Annotated in this window: 26 protein-coding genes; 22 read left to right on the forward strand and 4 right to left on the reverse strand. The window is 51.2% G+C overall.

Features of this window, described 5'->3' with window-relative positions; translation table 11 throughout:
- The 17 genes from Q674_RS41185 to Q674_RS21925 form a co-directional block, all read left to right on the forward strand.
- On the forward strand, positions 1–861 hold an 861-nt coding region (locus Q674_RS41185), incomplete at its 5' end, for a hypothetical protein (RefSeq protein WP_023007678.1).
- A complete protein-coding gene (locus Q674_RS21845) occupies positions 851–1,390 on the forward strand; it encodes a YcxB family protein (RefSeq protein ID WP_023007679.1) in 540 nt (179 codons plus the stop codon). The genes Q674_RS41185 and Q674_RS21845, both read left to right, overlap by 11 nt.
- Positions 1,391–1,472: 82 nt before the next feature.
- Entirely contained in the window at positions 1,473–2,018 is a 546-nt protein-coding gene (locus Q674_RS21850; RefSeq protein WP_023007680.1) for a hypothetical protein, read from the forward strand.
- Between the two features lie 520 nt (positions 2,019–2,538).
- Positions 2,539–2,859, forward strand: a complete 321-nt coding sequence (locus tag Q674_RS21860) for a hypothetical protein (protein WP_023007682.1) — start codon at positions 2,539–2,541, stop codon at positions 2,857–2,859.
- A gap of 118 nt (positions 2,860–2,977) precedes the next feature.
- Positions 2,978–3,313 (forward strand): hypothetical protein, encoded by a 336-nt coding sequence (locus tag Q674_RS21865; RefSeq protein WP_023007683.1) that lies wholly within the window; start codon positions 2,978–2,980, stop codon positions 3,311–3,313.
- Between the two features lie 91 nt (positions 3,314–3,404).
- Entirely contained in the window at positions 3,405–3,821 is a 417-nt protein-coding gene (locus tag Q674_RS41030; protein WP_152526039.1) for a hypothetical protein, read from the forward strand.
- A gap of 141 nt (positions 3,822–3,962) precedes the next feature.
- Positions 3,963–5,198 (forward strand): hypothetical protein, encoded by a 1,236-nt coding sequence (locus Q674_RS21870; RefSeq protein WP_023007684.1) that lies wholly within the window; start codon positions 3,963–3,965, stop codon positions 5,196–5,198.
- Entirely contained in the window at positions 5,191–5,712 is a 522-nt protein-coding gene (locus Q674_RS21875; RefSeq protein ID WP_023007685.1) for a hypothetical protein, read from the forward strand. The genes Q674_RS21870 and Q674_RS21875 overlap by 8 nt, the downstream gene beginning before the upstream one ends.
- Entirely contained in the window at positions 5,703–7,700 is a 1,998-nt protein-coding gene (locus Q674_RS21880) for an AAA family ATPase (RefSeq protein ID WP_023007686.1), read from the forward strand. Before Q674_RS21875 ends, Q674_RS21880 begins: the two co-directional genes overlap by 10 nt.
- 184 nt (positions 7,701–7,884) lie before the next feature.
- Positions 7,885–8,655 carry a hypothetical protein gene (locus Q674_RS21885; RefSeq protein ID WP_227501158.1) on the forward strand — a complete coding sequence of 257 codons (771 nt, stop codon included), beginning with the start codon at positions 7,885–7,887 and terminating at the stop codon, positions 8,653–8,655.
- 344 nt (positions 8,656–8,999) lie between these two features.
- Positions 9,000–9,938 carry a hypothetical protein gene (locus tag Q674_RS21890; protein ID WP_023007689.1) on the forward strand — a complete coding sequence of 313 codons (939 nt, stop codon included), beginning with the start codon at positions 9,000–9,002 and terminating at the stop codon, positions 9,936–9,938.
- Between the two features lie 399 nt (positions 9,939–10,337).
- The gene (locus tag Q674_RS21895; protein WP_031209553.1) at positions 10,338–10,802 is read left to right on the forward strand and encodes a GNAT family N-acetyltransferase; all 465 of its coding nucleotides are present in this window, start codon (positions 10,338–10,340) and stop codon (positions 10,800–10,802) included.
- A 100-nt stretch (positions 10,803–10,902) separates the two neighbouring features.
- Positions 10,903–11,151, forward strand: a complete 249-nt coding sequence (locus Q674_RS21900; RefSeq protein ID WP_023007691.1) for a hypothetical protein — start codon at positions 10,903–10,905, stop codon at positions 11,149–11,151.
- 492 nt (positions 11,152–11,643) lie between these two features.
- Entirely contained in the window at positions 11,644–12,327 is a 684-nt protein-coding gene (locus Q674_RS21905) for a hypothetical protein (protein WP_023007693.1), read from the forward strand.
- Positions 12,328–12,814: 487 nt separating this feature from the next.
- On the forward strand, positions 12,815–13,225 hold the full coding sequence (locus Q674_RS21915) for a VOC family protein (RefSeq protein WP_023007695.1): 411 nt from the start codon (positions 12,815–12,817) through the stop codon (positions 13,223–13,225).
- 90 nt (positions 13,226–13,315) lie between these two features.
- Positions 13,316–13,633, forward strand: a complete 318-nt coding sequence (locus Q674_RS21920) for an antibiotic biosynthesis monooxygenase family protein (RefSeq protein ID WP_023007696.1) — start codon at positions 13,316–13,318, stop codon at positions 13,631–13,633.
- A gap of 71 nt (positions 13,634–13,704) precedes the next feature.
- Entirely contained in the window at positions 13,705–14,118 is a 414-nt protein-coding gene (locus Q674_RS21925; RefSeq protein ID WP_023007697.1) for a PaaI family thioesterase, read from the forward strand.
- A 567-nt stretch (positions 14,119–14,685) separates the two neighbouring features.
- On the opposite strand, the gene Q674_RS21935 is transcribed toward Q674_RS21925, so the two are convergent.
- A complete protein-coding gene (locus Q674_RS21935) occupies positions 14,686–15,951 on the reverse strand; it encodes a GGDEF domain-containing protein (RefSeq protein WP_227501159.1) in 1,266 nt (421 codons plus the stop codon).
- Positions 15,952–16,069: 118 nt separating this feature from the next.
- Between Q674_RS21935 and Q674_RS21940 the strand changes: the two genes are divergently transcribed.
- The 3 genes from Q674_RS21940 to Q674_RS0120455 all read left to right on the forward strand — a co-directional run bounded on the left by Q674_RS21940 (position 16,070) and on the right by Q674_RS0120455 (position 17,602).
- Positions 16,070–16,477 (forward strand): GFA family protein, encoded by a 408-nt coding sequence (locus Q674_RS21940; RefSeq protein ID WP_023007700.1) that lies wholly within the window; start codon positions 16,070–16,072, stop codon positions 16,475–16,477.
- 31 nt (positions 16,478–16,508) lie between these two features.
- On the forward strand, positions 16,509–16,907 hold the full coding sequence (locus tag Q674_RS21945) for a hypothetical protein (protein ID WP_023007701.1): 399 nt from the start codon (positions 16,509–16,511) through the stop codon (positions 16,905–16,907).
- 134 nt (positions 16,908–17,041) lie between these two features.
- A complete protein-coding gene (locus Q674_RS0120455; protein ID WP_152526040.1) occupies positions 17,042–17,602 on the forward strand; it encodes a hypothetical protein in 561 nt (186 codons plus the stop codon).
- 26 nt (positions 17,603–17,628) lie between these two features.
- On the opposite strand, the gene Q674_RS21950 is transcribed toward Q674_RS0120455, so the two are convergent.
- Positions 17,629–18,654, reverse strand: a complete 1,026-nt coding sequence (locus tag Q674_RS21950; protein ID WP_023007703.1) for an AraC family transcriptional regulator — start codon at positions 18,652–18,654, stop codon at positions 17,629–17,631.
- A 171-nt stretch (positions 18,655–18,825) separates the two neighbouring features.
- Here Q674_RS21950 and Q674_RS21955 point away from each other — a divergent pair, with 171 nt between their 5' ends.
- Both Q674_RS21955 and Q674_RS21960 read left to right on the forward strand, forming a co-directional pair.
- Positions 18,826–19,146 (forward strand): 2Fe-2S iron-sulfur cluster-binding protein, encoded by a 321-nt coding sequence (locus Q674_RS21955; protein WP_023007704.1) that lies wholly within the window; start codon positions 18,826–18,828, stop codon positions 19,144–19,146.
- A gap of 35 nt (positions 19,147–19,181) precedes the next feature.
- The gene (locus Q674_RS21960) at positions 19,182–20,597 is read left to right on the forward strand and encodes a cytochrome P450 (protein ID WP_023007705.1); all 1,416 of its coding nucleotides are present in this window, start codon (positions 19,182–19,184) and stop codon (positions 20,595–20,597) included.
- Here Q674_RS21960 and Q674_RS21965 read toward each other — a convergent pair.
- Together Q674_RS21965 and Q674_RS21970 are read right to left on the reverse strand one after the other, a co-directional pair.
- Positions 20,594–23,089, reverse strand: coding sequence for an EAL domain-containing protein (locus Q674_RS21965; protein ID WP_227501160.1), 2,496 nt, complete (start codon positions 23,087–23,089; stop codon positions 20,594–20,596). The two genes, Q674_RS21960 and Q674_RS21965, sit on opposite strands and share 4 nt — an antisense overlap.
- 263 nt (positions 23,090–23,352) lie before the next feature.
- Positions 23,353–23,799: enoyl-CoA hydratase-related protein (locus tag Q674_RS21970; protein WP_031209560.1), on the reverse strand; the 447-nt coding region annotated here is incomplete at its 5' end.

Consider the following 23,799-nt stretch of genomic DNA (forward strand, 5'->3'; position numbering starts at 1 on the left):
GAGACTTATTCAGAGCCTCCTAAGGTTTTTCGTCGGGGAATCGCTACTACCGCAGACCATCTGCAAAAATTTACGGTCTTGGCCGACATTGCTAACGAGCTATCAACACAGTTAGATCTTGATAGAGAAGAGCTCGATCGCTCTGGTTATTCACCCGGAACATATTCGAATAGGTATGCAGCTGTCATAGAGTGTTGCATAAACGAACTATATTCCTCGCTTGATGGTGTTAGAGACGTAATATTTGCCACTTTCCAAGGGATAAGAGGTGTTCAGAAGAAGTCAACTGAAAAGACCTTTCGATACGCAACGGATAATAATTATGGCCCGGAGTTCCCTAAAGAGCTAGCAGATATCTTAAAGAGAGCCAACGATGACTGGTTCTACAAGTTGAGAAGATATAGAACGGAATTTACGCACGGCAGTCTTGGCTCATGTCACAAAAACCCTGAAGACAGCAAAATTTCCTATTTCCACCAGGGTCTTGGAACCCAAAGAAAAGCGTTGGTTGTTGATGATATTGTCAGTTATATCAATGAGGTGTATGCAAAATGCCTTGAGCTACAAACCGAGATCTTTGAGTTTTTCTACGATCACTTGACGCTCAAACCAACTCAAACGCTTTGTGGCTTCTATAAAGGTCGCGCCTATATGAGGGAGGTTACTCCTGAGCGGCCGTTGACCTTCCATAGTGGGGTCTGCCTTTCAACGCATTACGAGTTCGAGTGTCCTATGAAGGAAAAATGTGGGGCTTATGCCGCCGCATTGGGGGAAGTCCACGCCTACTACGCTGCGCTCCGTAGCCGCCCATTACCACCGGCGTTATGCATTCGCTACAAGGGATCAGTAAGTGCAAATTGAGACAAATATAAGTCAAAAAGATTTCGAGGCATATTTGCATTATGTTGGGGCGGTTCTTTCATCGGGAACGGCTCCCGGAAAACATAAAATCTCATATCTCAACTTTTGTTTTCTAATCATCTATGCGGCATATTTCGCGTTTTTGTTTGAGTTCTACGGCGGCGAAAATCGAATTTTCGACTGGGTGTCGGGTGGCGCCGGAGCTTTCCCCTTCCTGGTTTTGGTAATCTATTTTCTGGTTGTTAGTGCCAGACAGATGCGTAACCACATGCCGTTGGAAAACGGCATGGTGCTTGGATCGCATGTATATGAAGTAGGGGAAAGTGGAATACGTGAGCAGGCGCAAAACTACAGCTCATTTACCGAGTGGGGGGCTGTTAAATCGGTGGCAGTCAACCAGGATCACATCTATCTGTTTTTGGATACTTCGGTTGCACACATAATTCCAAAAAGGTCATTTGCAGATCAAATTGAAGAAAATGAATTTATTAGGTTTGCGAACCGAAAAACCGAGGCTCACCATGCATAACCAGCGGGTGAAACTGACCGGTACTACGCTACGCTCCATACCGGCAGCTTACCCAAGGCGTTAGGCAGTAAAGAGGTCACGGATGAGTACATCGGAAACTACCGAACACAACGTTGGTCTCTGCCCCTGCGGAGCAGGCGACATTATCAAGTCGATTACGACCCAAGATAATCCATGGAGCGGTGCCGATATATCTGTCCGCATCAACTGTTCCAAGTGCTCTTCTGAATGGCGTGTTCTCTATGATTCCTTGATTCTTCGCAGCAGCGAACAAGAAGCAAGTCGAGCCGGGCAGAATGTGGCAGAAATCGAGAAGCAGCTGATAGCTGCTATTGAACCGCTTTTCGACAAGTATTTTGCCGGCGTAAAGACAAAAAAAGCAGAACTTGCAGAGTTGCAGAGGCTTGCTATAAGCCAGGACAACTATAGGGGCTATCTAGAGGCCAGAAGAAAGCACTCTTCGATTGCCCAATGTTGTAGTCCTCTCTGGAATACCGAGTGGCTCAGAGGTATCGCCGAAGAGAGCGGATGTCTGGACGATTTGGACGCCCTATTGTCAGATCTCCGTGAAGCAAAAGAAGCTCACGAGCATGCTTTAGCTTCAATCGTAAGGCAGAGAATTGGCTAACAATGTGGTCAACGGGACGCCAACTACGCTGCGCTCCGTTGCCGCCCATTACCACCGGCGTTAAACGAGCCCAAATTATGACCTTCGCAATAATCGTCAGCTTAATTTGGATTTATAGCTTGTGGACTGGAGCTCGATTTTTGAAGTCATCGAGGACGGAATACAGGCAAAGCGGAAAGGAGCTGATAGTGCGCGCTCTGATCGCTGGTTTGTTTTTTTCACCAGGGTTGGTGATTTTAGGATATTTGGTTTTCCCGGCTCCGATTTGGGCTTTTTGTCTTGTAGCTATATTGGGTTGGCAAGACATTTTTTCAGAGATCAACCTATATGAGGTTCAGTACGTTCTGTACTGGGTGGTAGCGCCCTATCTGATCGTAAGCGTTTTGTTTTGGCTTGTGTTTTGGGCGAGAAGCCGAGGAAAGTCTGTTTAACAAGGGGCTCAAGCCGACCGGTACAGCGCTGCGCTCCGTACCGGCGGCTTCGCCCAGGCGTTATGCCCTTTTAGGTCGGGACACCTAGTATGGAATTGAGCACTCCGGCAGCTATGCCATTTACGCGGGAAGCAGCGCTCAAAATGCTGAAGTGGGGGGCAGAGCCGTCGACATCTCCTTACTCCCACAAACAAATTGCGGAGTGGTGCGATAGATTCTGGTGCAAGTACCTCGATGTTGATGCGGAGCCGGAAATTGAGTCATTACTGCCAATCCTCACTGATGTGGAAACTCAGTGGGATCTATATCTGGCGAACACCTATTCACTTGAGGAGCTCCGAGCGAAAAATTTCGAGGAAGAGCAAATGCCTACGGAGTGGTTTCGTGATTGGCTCCAGCAACTGGCATAACCAGGTGGTCAACGGGACGCAAACTACTCTGCGCTCCGTTGGCGCCCATTACCACTGGCGTTAAATCATAAGGGGTCGACGACTGGGAAGGCGCTACAGAAGAAGGAAAAGCTCCAGCTTGTTCAGCATCGTAGCTGATGTTGTCCGCGCGGCAGCAGCTTTGCCATGGTGGGGTGCTTTGGTGTTGGGTTTTATCAGCTACTTGGTAATTGCCGTCGGCTTCGGAGGTTTTGTTGAGTCTCAGATAGCCGCTCAGGAAGGAAGCCGATTTCACAGCATCTTTGAGATTAGGCTTGGGCGAATTGCCCAGGTCGCTGAATGGGTTGGACTTTCGTGTATCGTTGTCGGGGTTTTCTTTGCAGTTCGGAATCATTTCTTCGGCAATACTGCGGGACGCACGGAAAGAGGAGTCGTTGGTTTCCTAGCTAGACTCTTTGGGCGGAATCTCGACTGATAGATTTAACAATCGCAGGCACGGCGACGTCTTTTCCATTGCGGCTTCGCCTCCATTCCAAAGCCGCGCATGCTGCGGGCGTTAACTTCCTATGACACCTGAAGATCTAGCCAAACAAGTTGAATTAATTGACTGGCTCTCGGCTGCAAGCCCGATAGAACGCGTATTGGGCTCTACATATTTCTGGGACTGGTTGCCGACAAGCAGAGATCAAGAGGATCCTTTGAATGGTCCGAAAAAATGTGCGGAAACAAAAGCCGCAGAGATGCTTGTTTATAGAGCAGTTCTCATGTCTCTGAGAAAAATCGGCCGATCACATCCTTCCCTCGTGTATGGTCCTCATGACTTCACCGAGAGCTCTAGAGGCGGGGCACTCTTCGCCTTCAAAATGGCTGCGAGAGAGGCCGTTCTCAGACAAAAGGGCGTATGGAGTGAGGTGGCCGACTTGTATAGCAATGGACGATGGCCTTGTGGCTTGAAAGAAAATCGTGAATTGGTGGTTTTATGATTAAAGTTAACCAGGCCAAGCACAGGGACAGCTTTTCCGTTGCGGCTTCGCCTCTACTCCAAAGCTGCCCGTGTTGGCAGCGTTAACTTTTAAAGAGCAATTCCGTACATTGGCCAAATTTAATCGAGGCGACACTTTTGTATGACAGCAGAGACTATCGATAGGGAAGCCGGGGACTCTGGCAAAGGCTTTAGATTACAGCTCATAAGGGCGATAAAGCTCATGCTGCAAACGATTCAGCGGGATCAAAGCACTGTATTTTTTACTGCGGTGGAAAATCTCGAAGATGTTTCCCATCAGACTATTGTAGATGGAGAAGTCAGTAATTACTTCGAAGAAGACAAGAATTATGACTTGAATGGAAATTTCACAATTTTTAGCCCTCCGGTTATCAATACGCTGGTCAGTTTTTATGACATCTACATAGATCAATTTCGCACCAGTAACAGCGTTTATTTGGGCTTTTATACAACGAGGGGTGTCGGTAAGGAGAGAAAATCCAAGCTCAATAGCGATAAAGAAATAACTCTACCAGAAAGCCCAATTTTAGAAATTCTTCAATCGTTGGATGGTGCTTCAGACGAAGTTGTTAGTTTAGTAAAAGAAATTCTTGTTGAAGAGTACACTTACCAATATAAAGAAAAGTCTAAATCAGGAAACCTGGATACGCTTAAGGGTCTAAGTATTGATGGCTTCAAAGATTTTCTGAACACCATATCATGGCATTTTGGGCAGGAAGATGAGGATGCTCTCAAGCAGACAGTTTTAAAAGATATTGAGAATTCACCACTTCACAACAATGCGCATATAGGCAAAGAAAATATAATATTTTGTTTGTTAATGGACAAGCTGAGTGAAAGACAAAATAGTAAAAACTTAGTCGATAAATTGGTTCATAGTTCAGACGTAAAGCTAATTTTTAAAGAAGCAGAGTCTCAAATTCCAGACGAAAGTATAGATCCTACATGGCGCTATATTGCTGAGCTTGAAAAGGATGTGATCGACAAGCGAAACTTGAAAGAAAAAGTGCTGTCAGTAGTAGAGGATATTCCAGATCGTCGAATTCGACAGTTAGCAAGAAAAGCAAGTGGTTCGAAGTATGAAGAGCGTGAAGCGGACAAGTCTTTTTTGTCTTTGAAGTATCGTGTTTTTGAAGCTTGTGAAGAATATTTCTCAGGTGATGGGTATGTAGCCCCTGAAAACGGCGGCGACTTGGATGCCGTTCTTCAGACACTTGTATCAAAAGCGGTAGATGATATTTCTAAGTTAAAGACCGATTATAAATATACGATTTCTAATGATAAAACAATAGAAGGAATTGTTTGGAACTTGTTTGATGGGTGTTTTTTAGCTTTTGATGAGTATTGTGATGAGTGACATAAGTAAAAAGAAAAGGCTAATGTACCTAAGCGGTGAGGATTTCTATCTTTACTGCTATTCCGTTTTTGTTATTTTGGATTCTTTGGGTTGTCGCGATGGGAAATATTTCAGAGACTACAGAAAGTTGGCCTTTTTGACCGAAATTATTAGTGATGATAAAACAGTCTACGTAGTTTCCCGCTCTTCAGGAGAAAAGCTAAACCCTAAAGATTATGAGTGTTTGCTTGATAGCTATTCAAATGGATTAACCCGAAGAAGTGAAATTCTTAAGTTGTTGTTTGTTCTTGAGAAGAAAGGCTACGTTAGTTTGAATCGAGGCAAAGCGCAAGAGATTGATGTTACTTTGGCTAAGGACAGCCTTCCCAATGACTTCTTGAATAGCAATGTTTTCGAGTCGGAAACTAGGAATATAAAGGATGTATCAAAGAAAGTTGGACGGTTGGCATCGCTAACTCTGGATACCATGTTAAGTAAAATTTATGTTGAAAATGGAGTTCGAACATGGGTCTGATGCGAGTTAATAAGCTTGTTTACGAAGGAAACAAGTATTATTTCGAATCTAAAGAGTTCGACCAAAATATCATCCTAATCGAAGGCGATAATGGAACAGGGAAAAGTACCTTTTGTAATTTGATTTATTTTGCATTGGGGGGTGAGGTTCCAATATTTCGAAGAAATAATGATAAGCGTCACGATGAAATAACTTCTGATAGCGATAACTATGTTGACCTTTATGTCTCAATCAATGATGGCAGCTATTTGTTGAGGCGCTATTTTGGAGATAATGAAGTAACAGTAATTCCCTATAAGCGAGTGATTGAAAAAATATATTCAGAAGATAAAAAGACTTTACTTGAAGAGAAAGTAAGATTTTGTCTTTCGGAAGATAAGACTGAAATATACCCCGTAAACAGAAGCAAAGATGCATATATTTTTTCTGACTGGATTCTTGGGAAGTTGGAAATATCTGTGGTCGAGCTTTTTCATGGATATAATACATTTAAGATTAACATATCAGATTTGATGCGGCTAATTTATCACGATCAACAGCCGAACCCAGAGAGTATTTATAAAAAACCAGACACTAATTCAACTTATGTTTCTGATTCTGAGTTAGTTAGAAAAGCTATCTTTGAACTCTTAGTTGGTAAAGCTTATTCTGAATACTACGACTCTATCGTCGAGGAAAAGAAGCTGTCGAGAGAGAAAAGCTTGGCTAAAGAGGTTGTCAATGAGTACACGTTTTTAGCCGACAAAATGCGAAAAAATGGCGAGGCTAAAAATGTCAGCTTCTTGCAGAAAGAAATCTCTGATAAAGAGCAGCAAATTGATAAACTGCATGATGCCAGACAGGCATTCAAGCGTAATCGGTCTGGATCAAATACGATTAACCAAGATATTGAGTCGTGCAAATCCGAATTAATTGATTGTGAACTCAGATTAAGTCGATTAAAAGAAAAGTTGGTCTCTGCTCTCGATGAACGGTACAAATTAAATGTAGTTAGAAATGAGTCAGCTTCAGAAATTAGACGCATTGAAAAAGTTATTTTTTCTCACGATCAGCTAAATCTCTTTACATCTGATACTTGTCCATATTGCTTAAGTCACGTGGAGCGTGTGGAAGGGCATTGTGTTTGTGGCGCTTCGATTGAAGAAGAACAATACGAAAGGTTTTTTTACACATCAAAAGAATATAAGGATATTCTAAAAACGAAACTTAAGACGCTATCAACAATTAAAACCGCATATGATGATTGTGACTCTGAAGTTCAATCGACTAAAAAGGAAATCGATTCGATAGAGAAAAAGTCGGTGGTTTTGCGTGAAAAGCTTCAGGAAATGCTTGGGCGAGTCGATGAAATTGTTGATATTGAAAGCCTAAATGATATTGATGATAAAATATTGCAGCTTAGAGATGATGTTGCGAATTTAAATCGATTGTTGGAGATTGAGTCAAAGCTGGAACGTTTCCAAAATGATTTTGATTTGGTTAGTTCCAAAGCAAAAGAAGCTGAGCTAAGAAGGAAAGGGCTTGAGATTAATGCTCAACAGGACGTAACTTCAAAGGTAAATGCGTTCAGTAAAAAGTATGATGAATTAATGAAAAATACTTTGCCCGATTGCAGGTCTGCAAAGATCACGTTGGACAACTATTTGCCTTCAATTAATGACGGTATTTATCGGGAAACCAGCTCTCTTGTTTCAATTCGACTGATGTACTTTATTACCCTCATGCATTTAGCTTTGTCTGACGAGTCTGTAACATTTCCGCGCTTTTTACTTATTGATACACCTGAGACTGCCGGAATCGAATTGGAGCATCTGATTAACTGTATTCGTCAGTTGGAAGAGTTGCAAAATTACGGCGTTGATTTTCAGGTGATCATTTCAACAGGTTTGAATAAGTATCCAGAGTCATTAAAGGACAATCGTGTACTCTTTATGCCCGATAAGAAGAAGGGACATATGTTGTTGAAAGAAAAGACTCTTCCCAAGTGACTGAGTTTTCGGTCGCATTTACCTAAATATTTCAGCTTGTTTTATTTGTTGTGTGGTTCGCTATGCATTTCGATAGATCAGGCCTAGAAGTTAACAAAGCATTACAGCGGACAAGCCGCTGAATGCGGCGTTAGCATATAAGCACTCCGGTGCTATTAATGAAACCATTGAAGAGCTCTTCATTGTGAATAGTCAGAAATTTCCGAGCTGGGCCCCACAAGATGTGATTTCAGAGTGGAAAGAAGCATGTGACGAAATGGACTATTGGAAACATCGTTTCCCAACAGCTGAACCTGATACCGAACAAGCTGATATTTTGTATAGGCTGCTAACGTACCCGGATATGAAATCGGTATGGGAGAAGCTTCCCAAATACAGGATTAGGGCCACTTCTTTCGCTAGTATGGTTCAGCTGTCGTCGATTTATATAGAAACGAAGCCGCACAACCTCACGCCAAAAGAGTACGAGAGCTGGTTAGTAGAAGTTAATGAAACCGCTATAAAGCTAGCAGAGTTAATTCAATTTAGTCGTTATGATCAGTTCTTACAGGAGAAGTATTTTTCAAAGCGCAACAAATTAGTCCTTAAAAATATGGTGGGCCACTCTTTAAAAATTTTCGACCCCAATGTAGATGCAGAGCAACACTCGAAAACTGAACCTGAATACAAACGTTGGCCTGATTTGAATCCTGGGTTGCTATCAACCAATCTCCGTAAGTTGGCGAGTGTGGGCTCGGATGAGCAGGTGGGACTGCTTGGTACTGAGCAGTCATCCGTAAAGCTTGAAAAGCCAAACCATCCTAACGCTAAGCGTAGCTATTTTATCAAAAAGCTAACCCAGTTGATCCGCAGCGAAACGGGGCAGCCGTTGCGAGAAATAGTCGCCAAGACCACAGCAACTGTATTCGACGATCCGACATTGACTGAGCGACAGATTATACGGGCAGCACCCTGACACAATATCGGCGTATCCTCGATTTTGTGTCATGGGTGAGCATCTACATCCCAGCTTATTCTCACCTCACTGGTAAAAAGCAGGAGGTGAAAAAAGTGAAAATTGGGATTAAATTTGAAATACAGATAAAAGTGAACGACAAGGTTTTCTTCTACGTCTACAGAATCGCCCGAGCAATTAGTTTGGTGGTAATGTATTTATGCTAACAAGGCGCAGCAGTTCGCGGCCGATGGCCACCGGACGCCCTTTCCGCGGCTCCTTCGTCGCCACTCCAAGGTTGCCACTATGCTTCGGCGTTAGCGCTCGCAGAACGATTCCACTGACGCCCCGTTAAGGATAATGACATGCCGATGAAATTTGGCCGCGCCTACTGTGAGGAACTGCAGGAACCGATATCGTCTTACAAGGCACGCGAGATTTACACGGACGAGGACGACGAACGCTTCGGGAAACGACTTACTTTCAGCTGCGAAGATTGCGTGTGCCGTGCACGTTTGACAGCAGTCGGTGTCTATATGCCGCGAAAGTCTAAACGTGCCTTGCACTTTCGCAGTTTGGAAGATCACGTGCCAGAGTGCGGCTTCCTTCGCGGAAATGCCACCCGTGGCGCGGACCGTGGGGATGGCCGGCAGGAGGATGACTTCAAGATAACTCAGTTCCCGACTGAGTTAGACCTCACACCCCGTCGGCGGACACGCGCTGGAGCTAAGCCGTCAGCAAGTACTGAATCTAGTGATGGTTCTGCGCCGGGCCGTGGGCGCGACGTTAACGGCGAAAGCGTCAGCAGGCGACGTACAAGCACGCGCACGCGGTACTTGGACTACGTGGTGGACTGCTTTCTATCGGGTGATGAAGACAGCAAGAAAAAGGACTTCACCGTCGCTGGAAAAACAAAGGCGTTTCGACAATTTTTTAAGCGCATACGTTACTTCCAAGACGAGCAGGGCCTCATCTACTACGGGGCCATAGATAAGCTAAAGGTCTATAAAAATAAAGGGGTCGGGCTGCGCTTTGTTGAATATATATGGTCTGGTGAGCGCAAGCAGCGTGTCTGGGCTTACATCCCTCAAGAACACATTGATGGCTCTAGCAGGAGGCGAGCGTTCTTGGCTGAGATGCAAGAGCTCGAGTCTGCCATGGCAGCCAAAGAGGTGGTGGAGGCCTACTTTGTGGGCGCCTACCCACAGTTAGAAATCATCCAGCGTGATGATGGCAAGGCGTTTGAGTCGTACAAGGCGGAGCTTTCCAGAGTAGATCACATTTCTCTGCGCTTTGCCAAGTAGAGGGCGTATTTGTGCAGGTGCTGGGGAAGTGCGCCCTAACCAGTAGCTGCAGTACGTTCCGGGTCCTCGGCCCTCCACCGGACGCGCTAAAGCGCGCCGCTGAGCAAGTCGTTAATTGGCAAGGCCTCGGAGAAATGAGAGAGGTTCCGAGCACGGAGAACAGGAATTCACATCTTTACCAAAGTTCGACTCTTCTCCACGTAAATCTTCGCAAAATTCTCGATTTTCGTGCCTTGTTTCCTTCGCCATCCGTCGGGATTCGTGCAAGGTATCGGGAGCAAACATTGGAGCGGTGTGCCAGGGCGGAACAGCCGGGTAACCGCCAATTAACAAGTCACAGCACCGGACGTCACTGGCGTGGCGCCGGTGTGCTTGGCGTTACATGGTGAAGCCAGTCTTATGATTCAGGTGAAGCTGAGAGACCTTCGAAGCCAAGATAAAGCAGCCGTCATGGCCATGATTCGAGATCCTCGGGTAATGAGATTTCTTGGGCCGCGTCGCGCTTTAACAGAAGACGAGGCGAAGTCGTGGTTTGAGACTGCGCTCGATAATCCGTCGCGCTTCGCTATTGCCGAATCTGATACTGATGAATTCATTGGGTTCTGCGGCGTTAAAGAGATCGAAGGTGTTTTGGACTTCGGCTATTTCATCAGATCGGAGTTTTGGGGCAACGGCATAGCGACCAGGGCCTCCGAGTTGGCGGTTGAAAGGCTATCTACTGAGATTGATTTAGCGGCCACCCAGGTTTTCATTGCTGACGAAAATGCGGCCAGCAAGAGAGTGGCCCAAAAATTGGGGTGGAAGGTCACGCACAGTGGGTCTAAGGATGGAGAGCATGGCCGATACTATCGAATCAACATGTAACAAGGCGGTCAACCGGACGCCAAAAGCGTACCGCTTCTGGTTCCCTCCGCTGCGCTCTGGCGCCGGTTACCATCAGCGTTATATTTCCTAGGGAGAGGTTATGGGCTTGTTCAGCCTTTATCGAGGCAGGAATATCGGCAAGCTAGCAGCGGTTGATGCTCTGGGAAAGGGTCCCCTGAAACAGCGCATTGATCTCGTCGAGCTGGTGCTTGAGAACGGAGAGAAAGGCGTGGGTTTGAAGGTCGTTGCGAAGAGCCTTCTGTCTTATCAAGTTTTGCCCGTCTCACTGAGCGCAGACCAAGCCAGGGAACTTGCACATCAGATACTGAAGGCCGTGGACGAAGAGTAAATATAACCAATCAATTAAGTTCGTTCCCGGCCTATCGGCCGTCCACCGGACGCCCTAGTCGGGCGCCGCTTATCATTGGCGTTAGAGGCTCAGTGTGAATCAGAGTGAGCTCGTATCGAACTTTATTATGCCTTTGGCAGAGCTAGACATTGAGGCGGTTTCTCCTAGAGAAGTTGTTCTGGCCGCACTCAGATGGCCAACTGATGGCTGGGCTTCTGAGGCTCTGGATTGGCTTGAGCAGGGAGTTGAAATAGATAGCGAAGTTGCGGCAGAGCTAGAGAGCTTCGCCTCTAATAAGCAAAACTCCCAGTCAAAGAGGCATCAGGCATTTACCCTTGCCAGGCGGTGGCAGCGTATTCATGAGTCGCGCCCCTAACCAATGGGGGAAGGCCAGCGCTCCTGCGCTTGCGCACCGGAGCGCTGCAATACCAGAGCGTTATGCATAATCGCGTTTGGCGTAGATAGAGAAATAAGTAAGCAGGGAAGCAGAGAATGAAAGAAAAAACACAGGTCTACATTTCTTTAGTGTTTTCAATAATAGCTATTTCACTTTCGGTGAGTTCATTCTATATGGAGTGGTGGCACGAAGAGTCCAAGCTTTCAATGAAAATCATTGAATTTGGATTTGGTACAGACATTAAGAACAAGCCAATATGCACGATGGACGTGGCCCTATTTAATTATGGTAACAAGGATAGTGCGTTATTAAGAGTAACGCTCCATCACGAAAAGGTTAAGAGCACGAATCATTCAATAAGTACAAGTGGTGTGGGATTTTTTCCAGTCAACTACGATATGGGATTCACTGATATAGTTTTAAGTCCCGGTAAGATTAGACGGGTTGAGCTTACATTCCAAAACTGCACTGCAGAAGAGCTCATGGCGCGAACAAAAAGTGAAGGTGCGAATTTACTGTATTTGAGAGCCGCAGCATTAGGTTACAGGGGAGAAACATCACGTGTTGATGTGGCTTTCGCCAAGACACTTTTATCAGAACAAGACGCCCTCAAGATACCAGTGTTTAACGAAGGGCAGTTTGATTTGATGGGACATGGTAAAAAGTATCGAGGCGAGCAGATTGATAGTGAAAGTGTTTATAGTTTTATGAGAAATGAAGAAGGGGTTCTTGAATCTATATATGTAGAAAACACTACTACGCCGTGGTCTGTTGAATAAAGTCAATCTACTACTGTTGTCCACAGATGCGCACGTTAACAGACGATAGGAAAGTATGAGAATCACTAAAACAGGGTTAGCTCTCTGCGGTCTTTATTTGATTGTCTCATTTTGCTTCGTAATATCGGCGCAGTTCGTCAGCGATCCGAAAGGGAAGTATATTTTTTTGCAAATGCCCGTCGTACTCCAACATGGCTTGCTCTTAGCGTTCGACACAACTCGTATACTAAAGAATATGAGCTGGGTTGAAATCTATCTTGTTCTTGGTCTTCCCATGCTGGGCTTTTTGGTCCTGTTAGGCTCCTTAATCGAGTCCTTTGTCTTTAAGATCTGGGCTGGTAACAATCGGTAGCAACGGACTTTGGACTTCCCGTAAGGTAGTAGACACGTATCGCTAACCGTAGGGTGTACCCACAAACAGGAAACAACTTATATAGCTAGGGAAGCCCCTAACAAGAGGGTGCTCCATGAACCACGGAGGGATTGTATGGAAATCAAATGTATCTCAGGTTTTGCGTCCATAACCAAAGACCCTGCGGCAAGTGCGTCTCTGTATGAGGATGCGCTGGGCCTGCCGCTGGAGAAGATGGACGACTATCGCTTCATGGATAAATTCCCCGGAGCGAACCATTTCGGAGTATGGCCCCTTTCTATGGCAGCTAACTCCTGTTTTGGCCAGGAGGAATGGCCCGACCATATACCTGAGCCGACGGCGACCATCGAATTTGAGTTGGCGGATGCAGCGGCTGTAGAGGCGGCAGTGCAAGAGATGAAGGAAAGGGGGCAGGAGTTCGTTCATGAAACCCGCACTGAACCCTGGGGGCAAACCGTGGCACGGTTTATGAGCCCCGAGGGTGTGTTGGTTGGTCTGAGCTATGCGCCATGGCTTCATGAATAAGTGCCTGACTGTAGCGTCCGCGCGGAAGGCTCTTTCGCTGATGCTCCAACGCCAGCCGGTTACGCCGGGCGTTAAATGCCAGAGGGATCTATGTCGGAGATAGCAAAAACCCCTGAGCCGCCGTATTACGCGGTCATTTTCAGTAGCCATCGCACAGAGGGCGACAATGGCTACGAGGCAATGGCAGACCGAATGGTTGAGTTGGCCGCAAGCCAACCAGGGTTCCTGGGAATGGAATCGGTGCGTGAGGAATTAGGCATCACCGTTTCCTACTGGGAGAGCCTGGAGGCCATCACCAACTGGAAAAAGAACGCAGAGCACCGAGAAGCTCAGAAGCTTGGTCGCCAAACATGGTACTCCAGCTTTCGGGTTCGTATTGCGAGGGTTGAGCGCGACTACGGCATTTAACCCGTTCCCGGCCCCAAGTCCGTCCAACCGGGCGGTTATCATCGGCGTTATATCGACAAAAGGTGCAATTCATGAGCGAGCTGTTCGAATTTGGTAAAGGCATATTAGAGAGTCAGCCATTCAGCGTGTTGCTTGGCACTGAGCTTGAAGTGTTTGAACCGGGTACTGCGGTTCTCACGCTTGAGGTGCGCGAGGAGCTGAAGCAGCAGCATGGTTTCGTCCACGGCGGTGTTCTCAGTTATCTGGCAGACAACACATTGACCTATGCCGGCGGCTCGGTGCTGGGCGATTCGGTTACCTCCGAATTCAAGATCAATTATTTGCGTCCTGCTATCGGCAGAAAACTGGTGGCCAAAGCCACCGTTCTCTCGTCAGGAAGGAACCAGGCGGTTTGTCAGTGCAATGTGGTTGCGGTTGGCGATGACGGAGAGCGTATCGTTGCGGTTGCCCAAGGCACCATCACGAAGGCCGGTCCAAAGACATAGCCATCTTGTAAGATCTGGTGAGTTGAGGCCAACCATGAGGATGGTGAGCTTTGAAAGAGCAATATCTCTGTGTCTCCTGTGAACGTTCCTTCCCTACAAGAGAGGCTGTTGATGGCGGTGATCAGGGTTTTCGGAAAGGCTTTCTCTGTCCTTTTTGCAGCGCCAATTTGAGTGAGGCAGGTGAGTCGGACGACATCCTTCATCTACGGTTCGGCCCCGTCTATTATCTGACCATGATTTTGGTGTTTTGGGTGGTCATTGGCGATGTCGTTCAGATATCGGTCAGTTCAAACTCATACATCAACGATTTTTGCGCTTTCATACTCCTGTCTGCGATCCCCACTGTCCCGTTTCTAATCGTGAACCGGAAATCCGTTTTTGGAACCAGGACGATCTACACTCGTACAATTGATAGCCAGTAGCGTAAGCGGAGCCGTTTCCCAACGCGGTTGACCTGACCACAGCTTTTTATTCGATGCTACGGGATGCCGTACTGGTCGCCATGATGGCAAGCCTGTCGGGCTTGGGCCGCAGAGACGCCTTTTTCCTTATTGCCCGGAAGCCCCGTTAAATACGAATGACGGAGGGTGTTCGCGAAAGGCATTCCTCGCCTGGGTTTTTCGTTGCCAGTTCGACAACGCAGTTACGCCCCTGTTTTTTGGCGGCGTACAGCGCGTTGTCCGCACGGTGCAGCACGGCACTCCACTCACGGTCACTGGAATCGTAGTGAGCCACTCCGAAACTGGCCGAGAGCGTCAAACAGACATCATCACCAATCTTGATCTGGGTGTCTGCCGTTTTGGCTCTGAGTTTCTCCGCCACCTCTAATCCCTGCTCGGTGTCTTTACCAGGCAACAACAGAACAAATTCTTCGCCCCCGAAACGCGCCACCACGTCATGCTTTCGTATGTGCTCTTTGAGCGTATTGGCAAAGCGTCTCAATACCTCATCGCCTACATGATGGCCGTACTCGTCGTTCACGTTTTTGAAGTGGTCCAGGTCGCACATGATAATGGCGAAGGGCGCACCCGAACGCTGCGCACGGCTGAACTCAATGTCACAACATTCGTCGAATGCCCGCCTGTTGTAGAGCCCCGTTAAAGGATCAATCCTCGCGATTTCGCAGAGTTCATCCTGCAACTCATCGGACGCCATCCATATTGTGCAGAATGAAGATAATATAACCAGAAACTCTCCGGCGATAACTGCCAATGCACTCAGCAATCCGGCGTTCATGAAATCTTCAGGCGGTACGTCGTAAAACGACCGAAAAAACCGGAAAATAAAGAATGCGCTCACCAGCAAAAACATGGCGATGAGCATTTTGCCGGCCATACGGTTATGGCTTTCGCGATGTCGTAAAAATCCGGTGGCACCAATCAGGCAGGCAGCTGCAAAAACAATAGAGAAGGCCTGAATGCGCAGGTTTACATCTGGAATATGAAAGGTATAAACGTACATTAAAGCCGCCAGCACCAGCACCAGTGCGGTGCTCAGCCAGCGTTCATGGCGCAGAGAGATACCGCGAAAACGAAACAGCCCTCTGTATATCAACACTACTCCTATAATGATTGCGGTATTGGCAAGCACTATGGAAGCAAAATCGTAAATAAAATGGCGCAGGCCAAGCAGCACACAGCCGCCACCAATCAGAAGATAACCTGCGCCCATGGTCCGGATTCCAGAGAACTTGGCATGCTCTCTTGAGTAGGCAAACATACCAAGACCGAACACCAGGCTGAACAGCATTAATGTCAGGCTCAGGGTGCGAAAATCAAGCTGAATAGCCATGGGCTTTCCTGTAAAAAAATGGCAGCAGCGCCTGCGCTCCACTGAGGTCCATTGTAGCGGTTAAGCCTGCGCCATGCAGCCAGTTGGTGGTGCCTTTGCCGAAGCTTTGCATGCACGCGAACACCGGTTGTTACCTCGCATACTGAAGGGAGGGAATGCGATGACGGATTATGTTGGCTCTTGCCTTTGTGGCGCCGTGAAGTTCGAGGTGCACGGAGACTTCGACAGCTTTTACCTGTGTCATTGCCGGTATTGCCAGAAGGACACCGGGTCTGCCCACGCAGCAAACCTGTTCTCCCAGTCGGCCCGGCTGGTCTGGCTGGCGGGTGAGGAGGCTGTGGCCTCCTTTACGCTCCCGGGCACCCGGCATCAAAAGTGTTTTTGCCGAACCTGTGGTTCGGCAGTGCCCAACACCCATATTACGGGTTTGCTGGTCGTGCCCGCCGGGTGTCTGGACTCGGAGCTCTCCCGGGTGCCTACCGCGCATCTTTTCACGTCGAGCCGGGCAGCCTGGGATCACGCGCTGGGCGATGTGCCGGAGTTCTCCGGTTTACCGAAGGCGACTTGACGCAGGCTATCGGGTGGAAGGACGGCGGATAATGATGACGGTTTTACTGAAGGGGCTGGTGGTCTGGGGCGGTATTCTGGTGCTGGCCATCGCCAATGGCGTGCTGCGGGAAGCGGTTTTGGAACCGGTATTCGGCAGGTCGGTTGCGCTGGTGCTGAGCGGCATCCTGCTTTCACTGCTGATTATTGGTATGGCCTACGTTGCCTTGCCCTGGCTGAATGTCCGCCACCTGGCGGGGCTCTTTGGCCTGGGGGTGGCCTGGCTGGTGCTTACGTTGGTGTTCGAATTCTCCTTCGGGCTCTGGCAGGGCAAATCCCGGGCAGAGTTGCTGGAGGCCTACACGTTCAGGGGCGGTAACCTCTGGCCCATGGTTCTCGCGGTTACGGTGTTCGCCCCTTACCTTGCGGCTCGGTTCAGGCACTGGATCTGACGCGGAATGATTCAGGCCCCTGAGGGCCATGAGCGGGAAGTTGCCTATAATCCTTATGAGGGTCTGTCCCGACAGCGCCGCGGCCGGTTGCTGTCCGGGGTGTGGAGTGCAGGTTTCCTTACGGGCGCAGGGTGATGATGCGAGCAGGGTGGCTGTGGGCGGTGTTACTGGTTGCCGGTTGCGCGGTCTCGACCGGCCCGGATGAGGCGCCTGAGTTGGTTGCACAACCTGATTTGGCTGCCTTTTCCGGTTGTTTCCGGAATTGTGAGGTACCCGCCGATGGGCCTGCGATGCTCTGCCTCAGTTCCATGCTCTGGCCGGAACACTTTACCCCGGAGACCCGGCCAGAAGCTGTTTGGATTGAGCAAGGTGAGGGCGAAAGCCTCGTGGTCTCCGCCATCTCAAACCGCTCTGTGATCAAGCGCAGCCGTTTTGAGGCGGGAAAACACTTTGAGTTTCGGGACGGGTTCGTCGAGCTGAAACGTGATTACCTGGCCTCCGGAGCGGGCGAACCGGGCAACCCGTTCATCGGCGTGGCCACCAGCAAGACCGTTCTCGGCCTGGGAAGTCAGGGTCAGGGATTGGCCCAGCAATCGTCGGCGTTTGTTGGCACGGGTTTTTTGGTGATCCCCATCGCCGGGCAGGTGTCTGACACCCACACCTTCGAACGGGACGAGTCACTCTGCCCGCAGTAATAGCCCCGGTGCCTGAGCCCACGCTGTCAGCGGTGTGAACGTCTATAGGCGTCCGGGGTCACCCCGAACCATCGCTTGAACGCGCGCCGGAAATTGGCGCTGTCGTGGTAGTTCATCAATTCCGCAATGGCCTCTACCGCCAACGGGCTGTCACGCAGGTAGCCTGCCGCCTGCTGTGCAAGCATCTGATCCCTCAATGCCCGAAAACTCGTTCCTTCTGCGTTCAGCCTCCGTGCCAGTGTTCGTTTGCTGATGAACAACTGCGCGGCGATCTCGTCTTCACACAGGGCCCCAGGCGGGGTCGACAACATCGCTTTCTGTACCCGGGCACGGTATCCGCTGTCGTTAGCCTTCAGCTGATCCAGCATGGCCTGGCATTGTTTCAGCGCCAGCTGGTAGTTCTCATGATTGGCCGAGGCATTCGGCACTTTGCACACCGGGAGGGGCAGCTCCAGAGCAATCACGGGGGATCGGAACTGCACGGTGCAGGGCAGATAACGGCCGTAGAGTTCGCGGTAAGCAGGTTCAGCGTGGGCAAAGGCCAGCACGGCCTCATGCAGGGGGCGGCCGATGATGAACTCGGCGGTGTCGAAGAAAATCACGGCGAACGCTTCGCTGAGCAGACGTTGCAGGGAAGCGGTCAACGCCAGGTTGAAGGAACAGGTCACCGTCAAACGTTGATTGCGAATGCTCAGGTCCAGTTTTGCCAGGTTCAGTCGGGTGGGCAGGAAGGTCTGGAAGGCCTTGAGGGCGGTGAGCAGGTCCGGGCTGCTGTTCACCAGAAACCCCATCGCTCCGTGGCTGGGCGAGGTCATGCGTTGGCCCAGCCGTAGCCCCAGGGCCTCGTCGCCGGCCAGGCTGAGGCTGTTCTGCAGTACCTGGACCTGCTGAATCGGGGTCAGCAGGGTGTCTTCCTGTAGCAGCTGGTTCACGGTCAGGCCGGTGCCATGCAGCAGTTTGCGCAACTCCCGAGGCTGAAGGCCCAGTTCCCGCGCGATCAACCGGCTGTAATTGGAGGGAATACACGCCCTGTCCGGGTTGGTGGTCAGCATGGCGTTAACGGCCTCCGTCTGGGCTCAGGAAGGAGAGGTCGCGGCGCAGGGCCGCGACAATCAGAGTGTCTTGAAATGACTCCCCTGTGTCAATTGATGACCTGCTGCACCTGTCGGTTCGGCCGTATTCTGGCCTCATTGTCCGATATCAATAACAACAGAGGGTGAGTGATGGGCCGTATTACGTTCATTGAACACGATGGCACCGAGCATGTGGTCGACATTGAGGCGGGAAAGTCGCTGATGGAAGCCGCCACCGAGAATGGGGTGCCGGGTATTGATGCTGACTGTGGCGGTGCCTGCGCCTGTGGTACCTGTCATGTGATGGTGGAGGCCAACTGGTTGCCGGCCACCGGCGACATGCTGGCCAGTGAGGCGGGCATGCTGTCGATGACGCCGGAGAAAACCGACACTTCAAGGCTGGCGTGTCAGGTGACGGTGTCGGAAGCCATGGACGGCATGGTGGTGCGTTTGCCGGAATTCCAGATGTAGTCAAACCCTGTCACTTACCCGCAAGGAGTCACGTTATGCGCCCGCTTTTATCCCAGCTTGAAGCCGCTGTTCAGCCCTTGGTCGCGAAAGCCAGTTCCCGCGTTCCCCTGCATTGGCAGATCCGGGGCTCGCACGCACTGCAGGTGGCCCGGCAACGGGCCGGCCTCAGCCGGCCGGTGCCGGAGTTCCGGGAAACCCCGTTGCCGCCGGTGTCTGAACTGGCGCTGGAACAGATCGATGTCAGCAATCCCTTCCTGTATCGGCAGGGGCTGTGGGAGTCCTATTTCAAACGGTTAAGGGATGAGTGCCCGGTACACTACCAGGCCAGCAGTCCGTTTGGTCCGTTCTGGTCGATTACCCGTTACGAGGACATTCTTTTTGTCGACAAACACCACGAACTGTTCTCTGCCGAGCCCATTATTTCCATCGGCCCGCAGCCAGAGGGGCTGGAGATCGAGACTTTTATCGCCATGGACCCGCCCCGGCACGATGTGCAGCGCCAGGCGGTGCAGGGGGTGGTGGCACCGAAAAACCTGGCGCAGATGGAGTCGCTGATTCGCCAGCGTACCGCCGGGGTGCTGGATCAGCTGCCGGTGGATGAGCCATTTGACTGGGTGCAGCGGGTATCGATCGACCTGACTTCACGGATGCTGGCCACGCTGTTTGATTTTCCGTTCGACCAGCGGCACAAGCTCGCCTACTGGTCTGACCTGGCCACCGCCGCGCCAGAGACCACCGGTGGCCAGGTGGATCGCGATGAGGGCTTCCGGGCGGCTGCGGATATGGCGCGACATATGTCGTTGCTCTGGCGCGAGAAAGAGGCCCGTAAAGCCGCCGGCAAACCGATGGGGTTTGATCTGATCAGTCTGCTGCTGGAGAACGAACACACCCGGGATATGATCAGCCGGCCCATGGAGTTCATTGGCAACATGGTGCTGTTGATTGTGGGCGGCAACGACACGACCCGCAATTCCATGACTGGTGGGGTGCTGGCCCTGAACCGGTTCCCTCAGGAGTTCGATCGCCTGAAGCAGGACCCCTCCCTGATCCCGTCCATGGTGTCGGAAATCATCCGCTGGCAAACCCCGTTGGCCTATATGCGCCGGGTTGCTACCCAGGACGTTGAACTCCGGGGCCAGACCATCCGCAAGGGCGACAAAGTGGTGATGTGGTACGCCTCCGGCAACCGGGATGAGCGGGCCATCGAGGACCCGGACCAGTTCCGGATTGACCGGAAAGACGCCCGCAAGCATCTGGCCTTCGGCTTCGGGGTGCACCGCTGCATGGGCAACCGGCTGGCGGAGATGCAGCTGCGGATTCTCTGGGAGGAACTGCTCGCCCGGTTTGACCGGATTGAGGTGGTGGATGAGCCGGAATACGTGCAGTCCAATTTTGTGCGCGGCTATACCCGTATGAACGTCCGGCTGGGCAAGCGGGATGCGGCTGGTTAATCCGACCAGCTCGCGTTGCGACTTTCTTCAGGCTGCCGTTGTTTTTCCAGCCAGTCGACGGTGTCTGTCAGCGATTGCGGGCGGCACAGGCAGAAGCCCTGCAACAGGTCCGCGCCCATGGCTTTCAGGCGGGCGGCGTCCTGGCCGCTCTCCACGCCTTCGGCCACTACCTGATAGCCCAGGGTGTGGCCCATGGTGATGGCGGTCTCGACAATCACCCGGGCGCTGTCGCTGGCCTGGATGTCGTGTACCAGTGTGCGGTCGAGCTTGAGTTCCGAGGCGGGGATTTGCTTCAGGTACGACAGTGAGGAATAGCCGGCTCCGAAATCGTCGATGGAGATGCGCAGGCCCAGGGCGGACAGTCTGCCCAGTGCCTCCAGCCCTTTCTCAGGGTCGTCCATGGCGGCCGTTTCGGTGAGTTCTACGGTGATATGGCCAGCGTCCAGACCATACCGGTTCAGACACTGGGCGAACTGTTCTTCCAGCCCGGCCGAGAGCAGATCCCGCGCCGACACATTGATGGCCATCCCCAGCCCGGGTTGAATCTGATGCAGTGCATGGAGATCGCTCAGGGCCTGGTCGATTACCCAGTGAGTCAGTTGGGTGATGACCCCGGTTTTCTCTGCCAGCGGAATGAAATCGATGGGCGGCACCCAGCCGCGCTCAGGGTGTTGCCAGCGGATAAGGGCTTCAAAGCCGATGATCTGACCGCTGCGGAGATCCATTTTGGGTTGATAGTGGAGTTCGGTGGTGCCGTTGGTCAGGGCTTCTTTTAGGTCCGACATCAGGGTAAGCCGGCGCTCATCGTAGATATCGTTGCTGCGTGAGTAAAAGCCGGTTTCAAAGGGGCCGTGGGGCGCCATTTCCATGCCGACATGGGCGTTGCGGATCAGTTCACTGGCTTTGTGGCCGTGCTCGGGATAACTGGCTGCGCCAAATCGTGGATGCGGCTCAATGGCCAGGTGGTCCAGCAGCACCGGTTCGGCCAGTTGTTTGAGTGCCTGGTCCAGGGGCTGGAAATCGTCGTCGGCCCGTTCCACATCTACCAGCACGCCAAAACTGTCGCCGGAGAGCTGGTATATGCGCTCTACGCGGCCCCGGCTATCCAGGCTGGTGTGTACCATCGGCAGTTCCTTGGCGAGCGTACACATTTGTTCGGCAATGGCTCTCAGCAGGCGCTCACTTCGTTCCAGGCCCAGGGTTCGGTTGATATCTTTCAGGCGGGTGATCCGGGCGACGCCCACCATGTAGCGGCGCTCCGGGTGGGCCCGAAGCTCTTCATCAATCATCCATTCAAAACGGTTACGGTTGGGCAGGCCGGTCACCGGGTCGTGGCTCATGACATCGTTCAGGCGGTCCTGGGCTTCGCTGTGGGCTTTCTCCTGCCGCAGGCTGTCTGCCTGGGCCCGGATTTTCTGTTCCCGCTCCCGGTACAGTCGGTCGGCCAGGGCCAGCGTGAGAATGAACGCTTCCAGCCCGGAGCCAATCTGCATGGCGTATTCGGTAAAGAACGTTTCCGGAAACAGCCCCAGTGCGCGCCCGGAGGTGGCGAGCACCCCAATGGTTAATGGGGTCCAGGCAAGGGTAAAGAATATGCCGGCGCGTACGCCGGCGGCCCAGGCAATCGGGCCGGCGACCAGCAGCAGGGAAAAGAACACCAGCGCAGACACCGAAGCGAGCTGGATCCCGGTGTTGTAACTCATGAAAGGAACCGACACAAAATAGCTGATTTCAAACACCAGCATGGCAATGAGCGCATTCCGTAACCGGGGGCTGTGCTGTCGCACCTTCAGGAATTCCATGCAGAACAGAATGGAAAACATGGCCAGGAATGGCATGGACAACATCAGTACATGGGCATGCAGGTCGGGCGCGTTGAGATAAAGGTGCTGGAATGAAAACCCGCGGATGGACGCAAAAAACGCCAGGTAGCCGAAAATGGCGAGCGCATAGAACAGGTAGAGTTTTTCCCGGAGCGTCAGGAAGACCGCCAGGTTGATCAGAATGATGACGGACAGGCAGCCGTAGTAGAAAAAATGCAGCTTCTGTTCATCAGCGACCGACTCGAAAAACTCGTGTTCGCGCCAGATGGTCAGGGGCAGCACCATGGTCCCCTGGGTGGCCACCCGAATCATCAGCGTGGCGGTCCCACCAGGCTCCAGCGCAAAGCGCAACAGGTTGTTGGGGTGGTTTACATCCCTGGGGTAAAAGGGCCGGGTATCGCCGGTTTCCAGTGTCCGTGTGACGGTGCGGCCATCCAGCAGATAAAACCGGACATCGTCCAGCTGGGAGTAGCCGAGTTCTGCCACCAGGTTGAGCCGGGTGTCGGCCGCATTTTCGACAGGGATTCGGAGCCAGTATGCGGAGGAGGTAATGCCCAGGGTGGCTTTGCCATCCGGCTGGCGGCTCCAGCGGGCGTCTGGCAGTGCCAGCACGTCCTGGAGGGAGGCGGACGCATCAGGATCTTCCCAGTACTGGAACTGGCTGGCAATGGGTTATTCGGCGCTGATGACAACGGTTGGCGAATTGGCATAGGCGGCTTGGCTGCACAGAACGAGCAGTGCAACCAGGACCGTGCGACATGCGTGTTGCAGGTTCACCAAAAGCCGACCTCGCTAGCCAACTCTGACATTGTTTATTGTTATGTCTACCCCGTCAGTCTAGCAATGCTGGGCCGCGAGGGAAGCGCCACGTGCGGTTTTAATGTAGCAAAATGTGTCATATTGCTAAGTAATTGATGCGTCTTGCGGTTTTACTACTTCTTCCGGCTAAGCGCCTCCATCATGCGGTTGACGGCTTCCAGGTGTTCCGGTTCGTTGTGGCTCATGCCCTGGAAACAGGCGCAGATATCCAGAAAATCCCGCAGTTCCGTGCGCTGGGCCATTTTCATCAGGCGCTTGGTCAGCCGGGTGGCTTTGGCGGGCTGCTGGGCGATACTTCTGGCAAGTGTCATGGCCGCGTCCATTAGCTGATCGGCAGGCACCACGTCCATCACGATACCAAGCTGTTTGGCTTCGTTGGCGTCGATCACGCGGCCGGTCAGGGTCAGCTCAAACGCTTTCTGGTAGCCGATCAGGCGTTGAAGGAACCAGGCCCCGCCGTCACCGGGAATGATGCCCAGATTCAGGAAGGTTTCGCCAAACTTCGCGTTGTCTGCGGCCAGGCGAAGATCCGCCATGTTGGCTAGGGAAGGTCTGAATAA

This window comes from Marinobacter sp. EVN1 (genome assembly GCF_000475375.1).
Lineage (GTDB): Bacteria > Pseudomonadota > Gammaproteobacteria > Pseudomonadales > Oleiphilaceae > Marinobacter > Marinobacter nauticus.